Consider the following 17,611-nt stretch of genomic DNA (forward strand, 5'->3'; position numbering starts at 1 on the left):
CGGCGGCTGTCGGGTGGAGGCCGGTGGCTCTTCCTCGGCTTCGCCTTCGGGGGGGGTCTGCCGTTGGTCGCCGGCGGGGCGGTGGTCGTCCGCTTTGTACGATGTGACGCCTCGGCCGGAGGTGTTCGTGGGGAAGGGAGGCGGGGCGTGGTGGAGTCGGGGCGGCGGCGTCGGGCCAATGGGTCCTTGGAGACTCGGGTGCTGGCCGTGCTGCACGAGGCCGGCGGGCCCGTGACGGCGGGCTGGGTGCAGGAGCGGCTCGCGGCCGATCTGGCGTACACCACCGTCGTGACCGTGCTGGCCCGTCTGCTCGCCAAGAACGCCGTGACCCGCCGGCGTGAGGGGCGCTCCTTCGTGTGGATGCCGGCCGCGGACCCCGCCGGGCTCGCCGCGCTGCGGATGCGCAAGGTCCTGGACGGCGAGCAGGACCGCCGTGCGGTGCTCGCCAGCTTCGTCACCGGACTGCCGGAGGGCGACGAGCAGCTGCTGCGCGAACTCCTGGACCGGGCCACCGGCGAGGACTGACCGCCGGATGGGGATCTTCGTCTTCCTCCCGCTGGTGCTGCCGCTGACCGCGTGGCCGGTCGCACGGCTCGCCGCCCAGCGTCTGCATCCGCGCACGGCCACGCTGCTGCTGACCGGTGTCTCCACGGTGATGGCGCTGTGCAGCACCGTGTGTCTGGCGCTGCTGATGGTGGTCGGCACCGCCCAGCTGCCCGGCAACCCGCTGCCCGACGCCTGGTCGGACCCCGAGGTGCGCGAGAGCGTGCCGCATCACGAGGTCGCCGGCAAGGCCGCGATCCCCGCGCTGCTCGTGGTCGTCGGCGCCTGCGCCCGGGTGCTGCTGCACCATCACCGGGTGCGTCGGCGGGCACATCGCGCGCTCGCGGGACTGCCGCCGCGGGAGGTGGCGGTCCTGCCGGACCACGAGCCGTACGCCTACGCCCTGCCCGGAGGCCCGCGCGACCGGATCGTGGTGTCCACGGCGCTGCTCGGGCATCTCGCCTCGCGCGAGCGGCGCGCGCTGTTCGCCCACGAGCGGGCCCACCTGGCCGCCCGGCACCACCGTCATCTGCTGCTCGTGCGGCTCGCGGCCTGCGCCAACCCGTTCCTGCTGCCGCTGCGGACCGCGGTGACGTACACCGCGGAACGCTGGGCGGACGAGGAGGCCGCGCAGGCCGTCGGCAGCCGTACGGCCGTGGCGCGCGCGATCGGCAAGGCGGCCCTGGTCTCGCGCTCCACCCCCGCGCCGACGCTGGCCGCGCTGGCCGCGCCCGGCCCGCTGCCCCGCCGGGTCGCCGCGCTGCTGGGTCCCGCGCCCGCCATACGGACCTGGCCGTCGCTGTTCACCACGGTCGGTCTGGCGCTGTGGACGGCGGCCACCGGAGCCGTACTGTCCGCCCTGTTCTCCGCGAACTCGGCGGTCACCCTGCTGTTCCTGCTGCGCGCGGCCACCCCGCTGTGATCGCCGTCCGGCGGGGTGTGTGAGGCACGCCACTCACGGGTGCCGATGAGCGTCGGCGCGGGCAGGGGTCATAAAGAGCGACACCAGTGAGCGCAGGCGTCCGGGCACCGGGCGCGACGAGCAGGGAGCCGCACACGATGACCGACGCCGTCAAGGGGCCCGCGAGCTACTTCCCGTCCATCGAGAAGACGTACGGCCACCCCGTCGCCCACTGGCAGGACATCGTCCGCGCGGCGCTGCCGGCGAAGCACATGGAGCTGGTGGCCCTGCTGAAGACCGAGCACGGAATGGGGCACGGTCATGCCAACGCCGTCGTCGCCCACACCCTCGCCGGGATCCGGAAGGGGTGACCCGCCGTCCGCCGCCGCACCGTCCGGCACCGGTCCGTCCCCTCGTGCGGACCGGTGCCGAGCGGTGCGTGCGGATCGATCCGGGCCGGTGTCGGCGGCCGGCGCGGATCGAGGAGCGGCGGATCTGGGATCCTGCCAGAGCGGGCCCGCACCGAGGAGGCCGCGAACTCCGTCCGGCGGCGTCCGCGCAGGTCAGCCGTATAGGGTGAGTTTTCCGGTCCGGAAGCAGACGCGGGGGAAGTAAGGGGTGGGACACCTTGAGTTCCGACTCAGGGGCACGCACGGCCTTCGCGGAACGCCTCGCGTTGCTGTACGGCGAGGCCGGCAACCCACCGCTCAAACGCGTGGCCGAGGCGGTGGTCCGGCTCCAGCGCGTCGACGAGCGGGGGCGGCCCGTCCTGGTGTCCGCGCAGCGCATCAGCGACTGGCGCCGGGCCCGCAACGTGCCGGCTCAGTTCGCCGCCCTCGCGGCCGTCCTGCACGTGCTGATTCCGCAGGCGCGCCGTTTGCAGCCCACCCCTGCCTGCCCGGGTCTGTACGACCTGGGTGAGTGGCAGCGGCTGTGGGAGAGCGCCGTCGCGGGTCCGGCCGCCGAGCGCCCGGCCCACTCGGGGCAGGATCCGCCGTCGGCGCAGGACAACGCGTCCGTGTCGGGCGGGGTGTGCCCCTACCGGGGGCTCGCCTCCTACCGGCAGCAGGACGCCCGCTGGTTCTTCGGCCGGCAGCGCAGCACGGACAGCCTGGTGGAACTGCTGCGGTCCGCCGAGCGCACCGGCGGGCTCGCGATGCTGGTCGGCGCGTCCGGGGCGGGGAAGTCCTCCCTGCTGCACGCCGGGCTGGTGCCGGCCCTGCGGGCGGCCACGAGTGAGGGCGACGACGGCGAGCCGGCCGGCGGGGCCGAGCGGACCGGCGGGGCATTGCCCACCGGTGCCGAACGGACCGGCGGCACAGAGCGGGCCGGCGGTGCCGTGTGGGCCGGCGGGGCGTTGCCTACCGGTGCGGTGCGGGTCGGCGGGGTCGAGCGGATCGTCGTGCAGATGGTGCCGGGGGCCGATCCGGTCGGTGAGCTGCGCCGTCGTATCCCCACGCTGCCCGAGGTACCGGGCGCGGCGCCCGGTGAGGCGGGTGCCGTAGCCGACGGAGAGCCGGGGGCGGCGTCCGGGGGCACGGGTGCCGTGGCCGGGAGTGCAGGCGCCGCGTCCGGGAGCACGGGTGCCGTGCCCCCGAGTGCACGCGCCGCCTACGAGAGCGCGGGTGCCGTGGCCACGACGGGGCCCGGGGCCGTGAGCCCGGGGGCCGTTCGGGAGGCCGTCGTCGCGTGGGCCGGGGACGGGCCTCGGCCCGTGGTCATCGTCGACCAGTTCGAAGAGACGTTCACCCTCTGCGCCGACGAGGCCGAGCGGCGTGCCTTCATCGGGCTGCTGCACGCCCTGTGCGCCGGTCCGCGGCCGGCCGCCCTGGTCGTCCTCGGCATCCGCGCCGACTTCTACGACCGCTGTCTCGCCCATCCGGAACTCGCCGACGCGCTGCAGCACCGGCACATGGTGCTCGGCCCGCTGACCGGCACCGAGCTGCGGGAGGCGGTGACCGCACCGGCCAAGGCCGTGGGGCTGGAGCTGGAGACGGGGCTCGCGGAGCTGATCGTGCGGGAGGTCGGCGCGGACGGCCCGCGCGGCGCGCACGACGCCGGGGTGCTGCCGCTGCTGTCGCACGCCCTGCTGGCCACCTGGCAGCGGCGCAAGGGCGGCCGGCTGACGCTGGCCGGCTACCGGGCGGCCGGCGGCATCCAGGGCGCGGTGGCGGCGACGGCCGAGCGGGCCTGGGCCGGGCTGGACCCGGCGGCGCGGACGGCCGCGCGGCTGCTCCTGCTGCGGCTGGTGCGGCTCGGCGAGGACACGCAGGCCACCCGGCGACGCGGCACGCGGCGGGAGCTGACCGCGGAGTCCGCCGATCCGGACAAGACGCAGGAGTCGCTGGAGGCGCTGGTCCAGGCCCGGCTCCTGACGCTGGACGCGGACACCGTGGAGATCACCCACGAGGCGCTGCTGCACGCCTGGCCGCGGCTGCGGAACTGGATCGAGGAGGACCGCTCCGGACATCTGCTGCGGCAGCGGCTGGAGGAGGACGGCCGGGCCTGGGAGGCCTCGCACCGCGACTCCTCGCTGCTGTACCGGGGGTCGCGGCTCGAACAGGCGCGCACCTGGGCGAACACGGCCGGCGACAGCCTGCTCACGCGGGGCGCGGTGGAGTTCCTCGCGGCCTCGGTACGGCTGCGCCGGCGCACGGTGATGATCAGCCGGGCGGCGGTGGCGGCGCTCGTCGCGCTCGCGATCGTGGCGGCCGGGGCGGCCGTGGTGGCGTGGCAGCAGCGGGACGACGCCGTGTTCGAGCAGGTCGTCGCGGAGGCGGACCGGGTGCAGGACACCGATCCGTCGCTGTCGGCGCAGATCGACCTGGTGGCGCACCGGCTGCGGCCGGGCGACGAGGGCACCCGCAACCGGCTGCTGTCGATCGTGAACGCCCCGCTGGCGACCCCGCTGAGCGGGCACACCGGCGCGGTGTATCTGACGTCGTTCAGCCCGGACGGGCGGCTGCTGGCGAGCGCCGGCTACGACCGCACCGTACGGCTGTGGGACGTGGCCGATCCGGGGCGGCCGCACCCCCTGGGCCGGCCGCTCACCGGGCACGGCAGCTGGGTGAGCAGCGCGGTGTTCAGTCCCGACGGGCACACCCTGGCCAGCGCCTCCGACGACGGAACGATCCGCCTGTGGGACGTCGGCGACCCGCGGCAGCCGCGGCCCCTCGGCGCGCCGCTGTCCGGGCACGCGGGCACGATCTACCTGCTGGCGTTCAGCCCCGACGGGCGGACGCTCGCGTCCGCCGACGAGGACCGCTCCGTACGGCTGTGGGACATGGCCGACCCGGCGCACGCCAAGCCGCTCGGGGAGCCGCTGACCGGGCACGGCGCGGCCGTGCGTTCCGTGGCGTTCAGCCCGGACGGGCGGACCCTGGCCGCCGGGGGCGACGACAAGGCGATCCGGCTGTGGGACCTGTCCGACCGGCGCCACCCGGGGCAGCTGCCGGCGGAGCTGACCGGGCACCGGGCCACCGTGCACTCCGTGGCGTTCAGCCCCGACGGGCGCACCCTGGCCAGCGGCAGCGCGGACGACACGGTCCAGCTGTGGGACGTGGCCGATCCGCGGCGGCCGCAGCGCCTCGGCGCGCCGCTGACCGGCCACGCCGGGCCGATCTGGTCGGTGGCCTTCAACCCGCAGGGCACGCTGCTCGCGGCGGGCAGCGCGGACTCCACGGCGAGCCTGTGGAACGTGGCGAACCCGGCGTACCCCTCCCAGGTCGGCGGGCCGCTCGCGGGCGGCAGCGGCGAGATGTACACGGTGGGGTTCAGCCGTGACGGGCGGACGCTGGCGACGGGCAGCGGGGACGGGCGGGTGCGGCTGTGGTCCGTGCCCACGTCCGACATGGCCGGGCACGTGGGGGCCTTCCGGCCCGACGGGCAGGTGCTGGCGACGGCGGCCGACGACGGGCTGGTCCGGTTGTGGGACGTCACCGCGCCCGGCCGTCCCGCCCGGCTGGGAGAACCGTTTTCCCCCGCGGCGGGCCACGTCCGCCGGATGGCGTTCTCCCCCAACGGGCACGTCCTCGCCGCGCTCATGGCCAGCGGTGAGATCCGGCTGTGGAACGTCACCGATCCCGTACGGCCGCGGCCCTACGCCCAGCCGATCACGCTGCGCATCCGGTACGCCGGCGGGGACGCGCTGACGTTCAGCCCGGACGGGCGGGTGCTGGCCTCGGCGTACGAGGACCGCACGATCCAGCTGTGGGACGTCGCGGATCCGGCGCGGCCGCGCCCGCTGGGGGCGCCGCTGACCGGGCATCAGGGGTACGTCTACTCGCTCGCGTTCAGTCCCGACGGGGGGACGCTGGCGAGCGGGAGCGCGGACGCGACGGTGCGGTTGTGGGACGTGAGCGATCCCGCGCATGCCGTGCCGCGTGGGCGGCCGCTCACCGGACACCGGGGGCCGGTCAACGTGCTCGCCTACGGGCCCGACGGGCGGACGCTGGCCAGTGGGAGCGACGACGACACGGTGCGGCTGTGGGACGTCACCGATCCGGGGCGGGCCACCGGGGTCGGGCGGCGGCTCACCGGGCACACCGAGGCGGTCGTTTCGCTGACGTTCAGTGCGGACGGGCGCACGCTGGCCAGTGGGGGGAACGACACGACGGTGCGGCTGTGGGACGTCGGCGATCCCGGTGACCCGGCGGCGATCGGGTCGTCGATGAGTGCTCGGGCGCGGACGGGGAGCTTCTTGTCGTTCAGTCCCCGGGGGCGGATGCTCGGGGTTTCCAGCGGGGCGGACACGGTGCGGTTGTGGAGTCTGGATGTGGCTTCGGCGGTCGACCGTATTTGTGCGTCTACGCGGGGGGTGCTGACGGAGGAGAAGTGGCGGGAGTATTTGCCGCGGTTGTCTTATTCGCCGCCGTGTGGGGGGTGACGGGGGTGGTGAACGCCGTGGGGCACGGGGCCCTTGGGGTGCGCGTGCCGGCGTTGCGGTTGACGCCGTGGGGTGCGTGGCGCCCGGCGCCGGGGTGAGCGCCGTGGGGGTGCGCTGCCCGGCGTTGCGGGGTGCCGCCCGCGCCCACCCGTGCCGCCCTGGGGGTCCCCCCTGCTCGAAGAGCTTGGGGGAGGCACGCATGCCCGCGGACTGAGCCGACCAGGCGCCCACCCGTGCCGCCCTGGGGGTCCCCCCTGCTCGAAGAGCTTGGGGGAGGCACGCATGCCCGCGGAGGGGGCGGGCCAAGCGCCCGGCCGAGCTTGGGGGAGGCACGCATGCCCGCGGACTACGCAGACCAGCGCCCGGCTGGGTGGACGCCCGTGGAGTTGGTGGGCCGGGTTGTTAGGGTTGGGGGTGGCCCGGTCGCTGGTGGTTCCCCCGTCATCAGCGGCCGGGTTCCTTGCTGGCACCAGTGTGGTGCCCGTGTTGTCCGGACCGGCCTGGGAAGGGTGGTGAGGGCCGCCGTGCATCGGCGTGTCGTCGTCGTCACCGCGGTTCACGCTCCGTCGGCCCGCTTTCTGGCCGACGCCTACGCCTCCCTCCGCGCGCAGCGGCTCCCCGACGGGTGGGAGTGGCACTGGGTGATCCAGGAGGACGGCGCGAGCGACGCGATACGCCCGCACGTCCCCGACGATCCCCGCGTCACCTTCCGGCAGGGGCGCCCCGGCGGTCCCGGGGTCGCCCGGACCATCGCGCTCGCGCATGTCGAGGGGCCGTATGTGAAGGTCCTCGACGCCGACGACCGGCTTCCGCCGGGAGCCCTCGCCCGGGACCTGGCCGCCCTGGAGGCCGACCCCGGCCTCGGCTGGGCCACCTCCCGCGCCCTGGACCTGCTGCCCGACGGCACGACCCGCGGCTTCCCCGGCGACCCGGAGGAGGGCCCGATCGAACGGGGTGCCGTGCTCGACCACTGGGCGGCGAACGACTACCGCGCCCAGGTGCACCCGGCGACCCTCTGCGTCCGCCGTGACCTGCTGCTCGCCCTCGGCGGCTGGATGGCCCTGCCCGCCTCCGAGGACACCGGGCTGCTGCTCGCGCTCAACGCGGTCAGCCGGGGCTGGTTCAGCCGGGAGCCCGGCCTGCTCTACCGCAAGTGGGACGGCCAGGTCACCGGCCAGTCCCCGCACGTGGACCCGGTGGAGCGCCGGGCCCGCATGGCGGTGGTGGAGGCCCGGGCGCGGGCCCTGGCCGGGCTGGACTGGGCGGCTTAGCGTCACGTCCGGTGCGGCTCCGGGGGCCGGGGGTGCCGTCCCAGGAGTTCCGCGAGGCCGCGGCGGGTCGCGGCCAGGATCACGCGGTCCTGGGGGCGCAGGACGTGGGTGTCGGGCAGGTCCCACAGGAGGCCCGACGGTCTCGCCTCCTCCTCGCCCGGCTCCGGCGGCGGCTCGGCGGAGGCGGAGGCGGCCGTGTCCAGGGCCAGCACCCGCCACGCGCCGGCGCGGAACGCCTCGCCGACCGTGCGGCCCTCCAGCTGGGGGTGCCCGGCGACGTCCACGGCCGCGAACAGCAGCACCCGCCGCTCCACCGGGATCGCCCCGAGGATCTGGCGGCCCAGCATGGCCGCGGCGAACGCGGGGGCGGCCAGGTGGGAGACGCTGCGGCTGCGGGTCTGGGCGTGCGGGTGCGCGGCGCGCAGGGTGCGGTAGACGGCGGTCGCGAAGTCGTCGTCGTACAGCCGCAGGACGGTGCGCAGGTCGGGGCGGATGCCGCGGGCGTACAGCACGGCCTCGAGGTTGGTGGTGTCGGAGCTGGTCACCGCCAGCAGTGCCGCCGCCCGGTGGATCTTGGCGGACTCCAGGACGCCCTCCTGGGTGACGTCGCCGAGGACCACCGGCACCCGCAGCCGCCGTGCCGTCGCCAGGCCCCGCGCCTCGGGGCCGGCCTCCACGCACACCACCGGGACGTCCAGTTCGCGCAGCCGGGTCAGCACCCGGGTGCCGATCTTGCCGAGGCCGAGCAGCACGACGTGCCCGCTCAGCCCGCGCGGCGGCTTGCGCAGGGTGGACGCGCTGCGGAACGTGCCGAGCGCCTCCAGCACCGCGGCCAGCAGCACCGGCAGCAGCAGCAACCCGACCAGCCCGGAGAGCAGTTGGAGCAGCTGCCGGGAGGTGGAGGCGCCGACGGCCGGGTCGTTGATGGCGAACAGGTCCAGCAGCGTCAGATACAGCGCCCCCAGCGGGTGCACCCCCGTCGCCAGCCACAGCGCGACCGCGAGCGCCAGGACGCAGGCCGCCATCCCGGCCAGCGACCAGCGCAGCCGCCGCGAGAACAGCGAACCGAGCGGCGGTACGACCGCCCCGATGCCGCGTCGCGCGCCGGACGCCGGTGCGGGTGTGCCGTCGGGGGCGTAGCCCACCTGTTCCAGTACGACCCGGCCGCGCCGCCCGTCCGCCGACCGCACCGCCGCCGTGTCGGGCAGCAGTTGCGGGCCCTGGTCGTCCTGGGCGGCGAGGTCCGACGTGCCGTTGCCGGTCGACGACAGCAGCGCCAGGGTCGCCAGGCCGGGCGCGCCGCGCTGCCCGGGTCCCGGTGGCTGCTCGACCGCGCGCAGCATCAGGCCCTCGGTCTGTACGACCTTGGTGGTGCCGGCGACGGCGGCCGCGGCCAGCGCCGGTGCCGCCGTGTCGGCGTCGGACAGCACGGTCGTGGACGCGTCGCCGGCGTCCTCGCCGGTCGCCAGCGCGGCGGCCTGGTCGAGGAGTGCCTCGATGTGCTGGCCGAGGCGCCGGTTGTACAGCCGCAGCACCAGGCGCAGCCGCGGGTTGAGGCGGCGGGCGGTGAGGGCGGCGCGGATGTTGGTCTCGTCGTCGTCGTAGACCAGCGCCAGGGCGGTGGCCCGCTCCACGCCCGCGTCGGCGAGGACCGCCTCGGTGGGTTCGGCGGCCTCGACGATCCGCTCCTGCCGGGCGGCGGCGTCACCGCCGGCGCGGTGGCCGCCGCCCGGTCCGGTCCCGCCGCCGGGGCCCGCGCCGCCACCGCCACCGGCGCCGATACCGATGGCGGTGCCACCGCCGTTGCCGCCGGTGCCGAGGCTGACGGCGGCGCCGACCACGCGGTCGAGCAGCGCCGCCGACACCGCGCGGGCCCGGCCGACGACCGGCGGGCGCACGGTGCGGTGCGCGGACGGCACGACCAGCGTCACCTGCTCGCCGTACACCCCGCGCAGCTCGGCGGCCAGCCGGTGCGCGAGCGCGTCGTCCCCGCACACCACCATGGGCGCGGCCGGCCCGCCGGCCGGTAACCCCTGACTCGGAACCGTGGCCATCGCGGCTAGCCCCGGGGCAGGTGCCGGGCCGCGAAGTCGAGTTCGAGGCGGACCTGCTTGATCCGCTCGTCCACGACCAGGGAGCCGTGCCCGGCGTCGTAGCGGTACACCTCGTGCACCGCGCCACGGGCCTGGAGCCGCTTGACGTAGTTCTCGATCTGGCGGATCGGGCAGCGCGGGTCGTTCACACCCGCGGAGATGTAGACCGGGGCCTTCACCTGGTCGACGTAGGTGATCGGGGAGGACGCCTCGAAGCGCTCCGGGACCTCCTCGGGGGTACCGCCGAGCAGGGTGCGGTCCATCGCCTTCAGCGCCTCCATCTCGTCGTGGTAGGCGGTGACGTAGTCGGCGACCGGGACCGCGGCGATGCCCAGCGTCCACAGGTCCGGCTGGGTGCCGAGGCCGAGCAGGGTGAGGTAGCCGCCCCAGGAGCCACCCGTCAGGACCAGCCGCTCGGGGTCCGCGAGGCCGGAGTCGACCGCCCAGGCGCGGACCGCGGCGATGTCCTCCAGCTCGATCAGGCCGACGCGGTGCTTGAGCGCGTCGGTCCAGGCCCGGCCGTAACCGGTGGAGCCGCGGTAGTTGACCCGGACGACCGCGTAGCCGTGGTCCACCCAGGCGGCCGGGCCCGCGGCGAAGGAGTCGCTGTCGTGCCAGGTGGGGCCGCCGTGGATGTCGAAGACCGTGGGCAGCGGACCGCTCGCGCCGGCCGGCTTCTGCACCAGGGCGTGGATGCGGCCGCCGGGGCCCTCCACCCACACGTCCTCCACCGGCACCGAGCCGGGGGACTTCAGGCCGGGCGGGTCCAGCACCACACCGCCCGCGGTGGAGCGGACGGCGGACGGCTCGGCCGACGACGACCACAGGTACTCCACCGTGCCGTCCGGGCGGGCGGAGGCGCCCGAGACCGTGCCCGGCGGGGTGTCGAGGCGGGTCAGCTCACGGGTGGCGAGGTCGAAGCGGAACAGCTCGCTGCGTGCCTCGAAGCTGTGCGCGACGAGCAGGGCGCTGCCGTCCGGATACCACTCGGCGCTCATGTCGCCCGGCAGGTCCAGGGCGAGGTCGCTCTCCTCGCCGCTCGCCACGTCCCACACCAGGGGCTCCCAGCGGCCGCGGCGCTGGTGGCCGATGAGCAGGCGGGTGTCGCCCTCGACCGGGGCGAAGCCGAGGACCTCCAGGCCCAGCTCGACCGTGCCGCCCTTGGTGTCGTCCAGCTCGGCGACCGGGGTGCCGTCGGGGCGCACCACGCGCAGCGCGGAGTGCATGGCGTCGCCGTGCTCGGTGTGCTCCAGGGCGATCAGGGTGCCGTCGTGGGAGAGGTCGCCGACGCCGGCGGACTCGCGGTGGCGGTAGATCTCCACGGGCGGCTCGCCGTCGCGGACCAGGTGGATCGTGGTGCCGTCCTCGTCGGTGGAACGGCCCACGACCGCGGTGCGGCCGTCGCGGCCGAGGGCGAGGCCGGCGGGGTAGGACGGCTCCAGGCCGGGAGCGGCGGGCTCGTCCTCGCCGCCGGTGAAGGGCTGGCGGCGCCAGACGCCGAACTCGTCGCCGTCCTTGTCGTCGAACCACCAGATCCACTCGCCGTCCGGTGAGAGCACGCCGTCCGTGGTGCCGTTGGGGCGGTCGGTGACCTGGCGCTGCTCACCGGTCGCGCGGTCCCAGGCGTACAGCTCGTACGTGCCGGTCGCGTTCGAGACGAACAAGGAGCGGTCGGGGGCGTCCTCGGCCCACTCCGGCAGGGAGACTCGGGGGGCGCGGAAGCGCTTTTCCCAGTCGGGGGTTTGCTGGTGGTCCTGCGGTCCCTGCGGGACGGGCCCGTTGCTCTCAGTCATGGGCCCATAGTGCCTGGTCCTCCGGACAATTGGCTGTCGTGCTCCCCAGGCTGTGGATAACTTCCGGGCGCGGGTGCGGTAGACGCCGTGGGGTGCGGTGCCCTGGGGTACGTGGCGCCCGGCGCCGGAGTGGACGCCGTGGGGTGCGCTGCCCGGCGCTTGCGGGGTGCCGCTGCGCCCACCCGTGCCGCCCCAGCGGCACGACTGCCCGCAGCTACGCCGGCCTCAGGGGCGCGGGGAACTGCGCGACCGGCCCACCACCACCCGCAGGCGACGAGCGACCGGGTCGCCCCGGACCATCCACCCCGCGCGGGAAGCGACCCCTGCCGCGCGTACCCGGGCCGATAACCGCCGGAGGTACCCCGTACCGTTGGTGGGGTGTACCGGTTTCTGCTGACGCCCCGATGGTGGGGGATCAACGTCTTCGTGCTGTTGGCCATCCCCTTCTGCATCTTCATGGGGTCGTGGCAGCTGGGCCGCTTCGAGGCGCGCGTGGACGAGCACCGGGAGGCCAAGGCCACCGCCACCGCCGACAAGAAGGAGACCCCGCGTCCGCTGGCGGAGCTGCTGCCGGTGGACAAGGCGACCTCCGGCCGGCAGGCCACCGCGACCGGCCACTACGACCGTCAGCTGCTGGTCCCCGACCGCCGGCTGGACGACCGGCGCGGCTTCTACGTGCTCACCCTCCTGCGGGTCGACGGCGGCAAGGCGCTGCCCGTCGTCCGGGGCTGGCTGCCCGGTGACGCCGACCCGTCGAAGGCGCCCGCGCCGCCGGCCGGCGACGTCACCGTGACCGGTGCGCTCCAGGCGAACGAGACGCCCGGGGACAACGGCGTCAGCGCCCAGGGCGGCCTCCCGGCGGGGCAGACCGCCGCGATCAGTTCGGCGTCGCTGGTGAACCTGGTGCCGTACGACGTCTACCCGGCGTGGATCACCCTCGACAAGGGCGACGCCGGGATGAAGGCCGTGCCCGCGAGCGCGCCCGCGGACTCCGGCCTGGACCTGAAGGCGTTCCAGAACCTCGGGTACACCGGCGAGTGGTTCGTCTTCGCCGGGTTCGTGGTGTTCATGTGGTTCCGGCTGCTGCGCCGCGAGGTGGAGTTCCAGAAGGACGCCCGCCTCGGCCTGACACCCGAACCGGAACCCGACACCGCACCGGAACCCGGGACGGCGCCCAGGACGGAACCGGCACCCGGCACCGAAGCGACGCCCGCCCAGACCGCCGCCACCGGAACCGGCGAGGCACCCGGCACCGCCACGCCCCCCGCCCCCGGCGCCTCCGGTGACGCGGGCTACGACTCGGCCAGCAGTCCCGTCCGGTAGATCGTCCCCGCGCACGCGCCGGAGACCGTCGCGGATGTCGACGGCGAGCCGGTGTGTGCCGTGTGCGTGACGACCACGCTGCCGTCGGCCGTGCCGTCCTCGGTGACCAGCTGGGTGGTCGTGCCGGTCGAGCCGCCGGTGGACGTGCCCTGGTCGCTTGCGGCGTCCTGGCTGGGCGAGGGGCTCGTGGTGGGCTTCCCGGTGTCGCCGCCGCCCCCGGAGGTGCCGCCGGTCGTGCCTCCGCCCGTCGTCGGGCAGGTCTGCGAGGGCACCCACGCGAACTTCACGTCGTAGGCGGACCCGGGCGCGAGGACCAGCCGCGACACGTACAGCGACGGGTCGGGCAGCGCGGCCGCCGCGTCGCCCGCGGCGTGCTCCACGACCGAGATCTTCGTGGCGTCGGCCGCGCCCTGCGCCGTGAAGCCGACGGTGCCGGCGCCGGCCACGGCGCAGCTCTCGGCGGAGACGTTCTCCACGCGGAAGGTGCCGTAGACGATCCCGGCGGAGTCGGGCGCCTCTGCGGTGGCCGTGGCGTCGCCGAGCTGCGCGGACGTGCAGTCGGGGACGCTCGCCGGGCTGGACGCGGACGGGCCGGCGGACGCGGAGGCCGAGCCCCCACCGGCCTTGCCCTTGTGCGGGTCCTTCTTCTCCGTGCCGCCCTTGCCGGGGGCCGGGCCGGTGACACCGGTGCCGGAGCTTTGGCCACCGCTCGGGTCCTTGCCCTGTCCGGTGCCGCCCTGGGCCTGGGAGCTGTTGGCGGCGATGGAGGGGTCGGCGTCGGAGCCGGTGGACTGCGAGACGTGCACCAGGGCGGGGATGGCGGTGCCCACGAACAGCGCCGCCGCCGCCATGCCCACGGCGGCCTGCCGCTTGCGTGCCCGGCGGGCCGGGACGGCGCGGCGCAGGTGGTCCAGCGTGCCCTCGCGCGGTTCGATCTCCTCGACCGCGTGGTGCAGCATCCGGCGCAGGGCCAGCTCGTCCGAGTCGAGCCCCTCGGGGCTCTGGTCGTCGGGGCTGTGGTTCACAGTGGCGTTCCCAGCGTGCGATTGCTTCGGCTCTTGGTCACGTGGCCCGCCCGGCCCGGGGCCTTCCCCGGCCGGCTCCCGCCGGGCCGCCGGCTCCTCGGGTACGGCGGAATCGCCGCCCTCCGCGCGCTTCGTCATGCCCGTGCCTCCATGGCGCCCCGCAGGGCCGCGATGCCGCGCGAGCCGTACGCCTTGACGGAGCCGAGCGAGATGCCGAGGGTCTCGGCGACCTGGGCCTCGGTCATGTCGGCGAAGTAGCGCAGCACCAGCACCTCGCGCTGGCGGCGCTGCAGGCCCTTCATCGCCTGGATGAGCGAGTCCCGCTCCAGCTGGTCGTAGGCCCCCTCCTCGGCGCTGGCCATGTCCGGCATCGGCTTGGACAGCAGCTTCAGGCCGAGGATGCGGCGGCGCAGCGCGGACCGGGAGAGGTTGACGACGGTCTGGCGCAGGTAGGCGAGGGTCTTCTCCGGGTCGCGGACGCGCTTGCGTGCGGAGTGGACGCGGATGAACGCCTCCTGGACGACGTCCTCGCAGGAGGCGGTGTCGTCGAGGAGGAGGGCGGCGAGGCCGAGGAGGGAGCGGTAGTGCGCCCGGTAGGTCTCGGTGAGGTGGTCGACGGTCGTACCGGCCGCCACCGCCTCGGTCTGGTCGGCGTCACGCTGACCGGGGAGGCGGGCGGGCCGCGCGGCGGGCATGGGCGCGATCACCGGCATGCCACCGGACGGACCGGCCATGCGCGGTCGGAGGGCCAGCGGGCGGGGGCGAAGAGCCGTGCCGCGCGCGGCCGCAGAAAAGTCGAGTACCTCTGCCACGCCAGTTGGACCCGTTTCCCCCCGCGAGGGTTGTACGTGCCCGGCGTCACTTTTGCGCCGCCGCCCGACGGTGAGTCATGTGCCGCCATGAGCCCCGTTCTTCCCCTATGTCCATTGGTGGCCGGGCGTCCCCACACCCGGGCCAGGCCGTCCCCCAGGCCCTGACCGTCACGTCCCGCGCGGCCCGGAAAAGGGCGACGGCAAAGACGCTCCCCGCCGGCCGCGCGGTTGCGGAGGCGGGGAAAAAATCTTCGGATGCCTGGTGGCACGTTTCAAGTGGTTCGGACCATCGCCCTGATCACACGTTTTCCACAGATCCTACAAAGGGGCACTGACAGCGCCCCGGGTTCGTAGGTCTCCGAGGGGTGCCGTCGGGCGTCTCCGAGGGGTGCCGTCGGGCGTCTTCGAGGGGTGCCGTCGGGCGCGTCCGAGGGGTGCCGTCCTCCCTCAGACCCGCTCGGCGGCCACCAGCTCGGCGATCTGCGCGCTGTTGAGGGCGGATCCCTTGCGCAGGTTGTCGCCGCACACGAAGAGTTCGAGCGCGGTGGGGTCGTCCAGCGCGCGCCGTACCCGTCCGACCCAGGTGGGGTCGGTGCCGACGGCGTCGGCCGGGGTCGGGAACTCCCCGGCGGCCGGGTTGTCGACGAGGACGACGCCGGGCGCGGTGGCGAGGATCTCGCGGGCGTGCTCGACGGTGACCTCGTCCTGGAACCGGGCGTGGACGGTGAGGGAGTGCGTGGTGACGACGGGCACGCGCACGCAGGTCACGGCGATCGGCAGGCCGGGCAGCCCGAGGATCTTGCGGGACTCGTCGCGCACCTTCATCTCGTCCGAGGACCAGCCGTCCTCGCGCAGCGACCCCGCCCAGGGGACGACGTTCAGCGCGACCGGCTCCGGGAACGGCCCGGTGTCGTCGCCGACGGCCCGCCGTACGTCGCCGGGGTGGGTGCCCAGTTCGGTGCCGGCGACCAGGGACAGCTGCCGCCGCAGGGTCTCCACCCCGGCCCGCCCCGCACCACTCACGGCCTGGTACGAGGAGACGACCAGCTCGCGCACCCCGAACTCGGCGTGCAGCGCGCCCAGCGCGACGATCATCGACAGGGTGGTGCAGTGGGGGTTGGCGACGATGCCGCGCGGCCGCAGCCGGACGGCGTGCGGGTTGACCTCGGGCACGACGAGGGGGACGTCGTCGTGGAGCCGGAAGACGCCGGAGTTGTCGACGACGACGGCGCCCTGGGCGGCGGCGATCGGCACCCACCGGGCGGCGATCTCGTCGGGCACGTCGAACAGCGCGATGTCGACCCCGCGCAGGGCCTCCTCGCTCAGGGCGAGCACCTCGGTCTCCTCGCCGCGCACGGCCAGCTTGCGGCCGGCCGAGCGCGGGGAGGCGATCAGGCGGATCTCGCCCCAGATGTCCGCCCGCTGGGACAGGATCCCGAGCAGGACCGTGCCGACGGCTCCGGTCGCCCCCACGACCGCGAGCGTCGGACGGTCCTTCATCGGCGTACGCCCTCGCGGGCGCGGGCGGTCATCGCCCGGTGCCTCCGTAGACGACGGCCTCGTCGCTGTCGGAGTCGAGCCCGAAGGCGGTGTGCACGGCGCGCACGGCCTCGGGGACGTCGTCGGCGCGGGTGACGACCGAGATGCGGATCTCGGAGGTGGAGATCAGCTCGATGTTCACGCCCGCGTCGGACAGGGCGGTGAAGAAGTCCGCGGTGACGCCCGGGTTGGTCTTCATGCCGGCGCCGACGAGGGAGATCTTGCCGATCTGGTCGTCGTAGCGCAGGGAGTCGAAGCCGATGCCGGAGCGGTTCTTCTCCAGGGCGTCGATGGCCTTGCGGCCCTCGGTCTTCGGCAGCGTGAAGGAGATGTCCGTCAGGCCGGTGGCCGCGGCGGACACGTTCTGCACGACCATGTCGATGTTGATCTCGGCGTCGGCGATCGTGCGGAAGATGGCGGCCGCCTCGCCCGGCTTGTCGGGCACGCCGACGACCGTGACCTTGGCCTCGGAGGTGTCGTGTGCGACACCGGAGATGATGGCCTGCTCCACCTGCTTGTCCCCAATCGGCTCACTGCTGACCCACGTGCCCTGCAGTCCGCTGAAGCTGGACCGGACGTGGATCGGGATGTTGTAGCGGCGGGCGTACTCCACGCAGCGGTGGAGCAGCACCTTGGACCCGGACGCGGCCAGTTCGAGCATGTCCTCGAACGAGATCCAGTCGATCTTCCGGGCCTTCTTCACCACGCGCGGGTCGGCGGTGAACACGCCGTCGACGTCCGTGTAGATCTCACAGACCTCGGCGTCGAGGGCCGCGGCCAGTGCGACGGCGGTGGTGTCGGAGCCGCCGCGGCCGAGGGTGGTGATGTCCTTGGTGTCCTGGCTGACGCCCTGGAAACCGGCGACGATGGCGATGTTGCCCTCGTCCAGGGAGTCCCGGATACGGCCCGGCGTGACGTCGATGATCCGCGCTTTGTTGTGGACCGAGTCGGTGATGACACCTGCCTGGCTTCCGGTGAACGACTGGGCGCTGTGGCCCAGGTTTTTGATCGCCATGGCCAGCAGGGCCATGGAGATCCGCTCTCCGGCGGTCAGCAGCATGTCGAGCTCGCGCCCGGCAGGGATCGGGGATACCTGCTCGGCGAGATCGATCAGCTCGTCCGTCGTGTCGCCCATCGCGGAAACCACGGCGACCACCTGGTGGCCGTTCTTCTTGGCTTCCACGATCCGCTTGGCGACGCGCTTGATGCCTTCGGCATCGGCTACGGAGGAGCCTCCGTACTTCTGCACGACAAGGCCCACGTGCGCTCCTCGCTCCGTTTGTGTTCTTTCCGCATATACGCCGGTGTACTGCGGTCGGTTCAGTCTATCGAGCGTCCGAAATCCACCCCTGCGATACCGCATGGTGAGATGTCCCGTCCGCCTGCGTCCAGCTGGGCTCATGCCCAGGCCGGTGCCGGACACGCG

At 74.6% G+C, this 17,611-nt stretch carries 12 protein-coding genes; 6 read left to right on the forward strand and 6 right to left on the reverse strand.

Translation table 11 applies throughout. The features are described 5' to 3' along the window. The first annotated feature begins 186 nt into the window (after positions 1 to 186). The 5 genes from ACF1AL_RS22570 to ACF1AL_RS22590 all read left to right on the forward strand — a co-directional run bounded on the left by ACF1AL_RS22570 (position 187) and on the right by ACF1AL_RS22590 (position 7,600). Positions 187 to 525 carry a BlaI/MecI/CopY family transcriptional regulator gene (locus ACF1AL_RS22570; protein WP_384201881.1) on the forward strand — a complete coding sequence of 113 codons (339 nt, stop codon included), beginning with the start codon at positions 187 to 189 and terminating at the stop codon, positions 523 to 525. Positions 526 to 532: 7 nt separating this feature from the next. After that, on the forward strand, positions 533 to 1,465 hold the full coding sequence (locus tag ACF1AL_RS22575; RefSeq protein ID WP_391827098.1) for a M56 family metallopeptidase: 933 nt from the start codon (positions 533 to 535) through the stop codon (positions 1,463 to 1,465). A gap of 137 nt (positions 1,466 to 1,602) precedes the next feature. Next, positions 1,603 to 1,815: a DUF4287 domain-containing protein gene (locus ACF1AL_RS22580; protein WP_366836951.1), complete on the forward strand. Its 213-nt coding sequence runs from the start codon at positions 1,603 to 1,605 to the stop codon at positions 1,813 to 1,815. Positions 1,816 to 2,072: 257 nt separating this feature from the next. Continuing rightward, positions 2,073 to 6,329, forward strand: a complete 4,257-nt coding sequence (locus ACF1AL_RS22585; RefSeq protein WP_391827100.1) for a hypothetical protein — start codon at positions 2,073 to 2,075, stop codon at positions 6,327 to 6,329. Between the two features lie 524 nt (positions 6,330 to 6,853). Further along, positions 6,854 to 7,600 (forward strand): glycosyltransferase family 2 protein, encoded by a 747-nt coding sequence (locus ACF1AL_RS22590; protein ID WP_391658920.1) that lies wholly within the window; start codon positions 6,854 to 6,856, stop codon positions 7,598 to 7,600. A gap of 2 nt (positions 7,601 to 7,602) precedes the next feature. Here the strand turns inward: ACF1AL_RS22590 and ACF1AL_RS22595 are convergent, their stop codons facing one another. Both ACF1AL_RS22595 and ACF1AL_RS22600 read right to left on the reverse strand, forming a co-directional pair. Next, a complete protein-coding gene (locus ACF1AL_RS22595) occupies positions 7,603 to 9,603 on the reverse strand; it encodes an NAD-binding protein (protein WP_391820760.1) in 2,001 nt (666 codons plus the stop codon). 56 nt (positions 9,604 to 9,659) lie between these two features. Further along, positions 9,660 to 11,486 (reverse strand): prolyl oligopeptidase family serine peptidase, encoded by a 1,827-nt coding sequence (locus ACF1AL_RS22600; RefSeq protein ID WP_391820759.1) that lies wholly within the window; start codon positions 11,484 to 11,486, stop codon positions 9,660 to 9,662. Between the two features lie 378 nt (positions 11,487 to 11,864). On the opposite strand from ACF1AL_RS22600, the gene ACF1AL_RS22605 reads away from it, so the two are divergent. Further along, complete coding sequence (locus tag ACF1AL_RS22605) at positions 11,865 to 12,809, forward strand: SURF1 family cytochrome oxidase biogenesis protein (RefSeq protein WP_391827103.1); 945 nt, start codon at positions 11,865 to 11,867, stop codon at positions 12,807 to 12,809. On the opposite strand, the gene ACF1AL_RS22610 is transcribed toward ACF1AL_RS22605, so the two are convergent. The 4 genes from ACF1AL_RS22610 to ACF1AL_RS22625 all read right to left on the reverse strand — a co-directional run bounded on the left by ACF1AL_RS22610 (position 12,779) and on the right by ACF1AL_RS22625 (position 17,446). After that, positions 12,779 to 13,834 (reverse strand): hypothetical protein, encoded by a 1,056-nt coding sequence (locus ACF1AL_RS22610; protein WP_391827105.1) that lies wholly within the window; start codon positions 13,832 to 13,834, stop codon positions 12,779 to 12,781. The genes ACF1AL_RS22605 and ACF1AL_RS22610 overlap by 31 nt on opposite strands. A gap of 134 nt (positions 13,835 to 13,968) precedes the next feature. Continuing rightward, a complete protein-coding gene (locus ACF1AL_RS22615) occupies positions 13,969 to 14,568 on the reverse strand; it encodes a SigE family RNA polymerase sigma factor (protein ID WP_366836958.1) in 600 nt (199 codons plus the stop codon). Positions 14,569 to 15,093: 525 nt separating this feature from the next. After that, positions 15,094 to 16,146: an aspartate-semialdehyde dehydrogenase gene (locus tag ACF1AL_RS22620; RefSeq protein WP_391827107.1), complete on the reverse strand. Its 1,053-nt coding sequence runs from the start codon at positions 16,144 to 16,146 to the stop codon at positions 15,094 to 15,096. Positions 16,147 to 16,174: 28 nt separating this feature from the next. Then, on the reverse strand, positions 16,175 to 17,446 hold the full coding sequence (locus tag ACF1AL_RS22625) for an aspartate kinase (RefSeq protein WP_361634095.1): 1,272 nt from the start codon (positions 17,444 to 17,446) through the stop codon (positions 16,175 to 16,177). Positions 17,447 to 17,611 lie beyond the last annotated feature (165 nt).

The sequence above is a fragment of the Streptomyces sp. NPDC014801 genome (assembly GCF_043082085.1).
GTDB lineage: Bacteria > Actinomycetota > Actinomycetes > Streptomycetales > Streptomycetaceae > Streptomyces.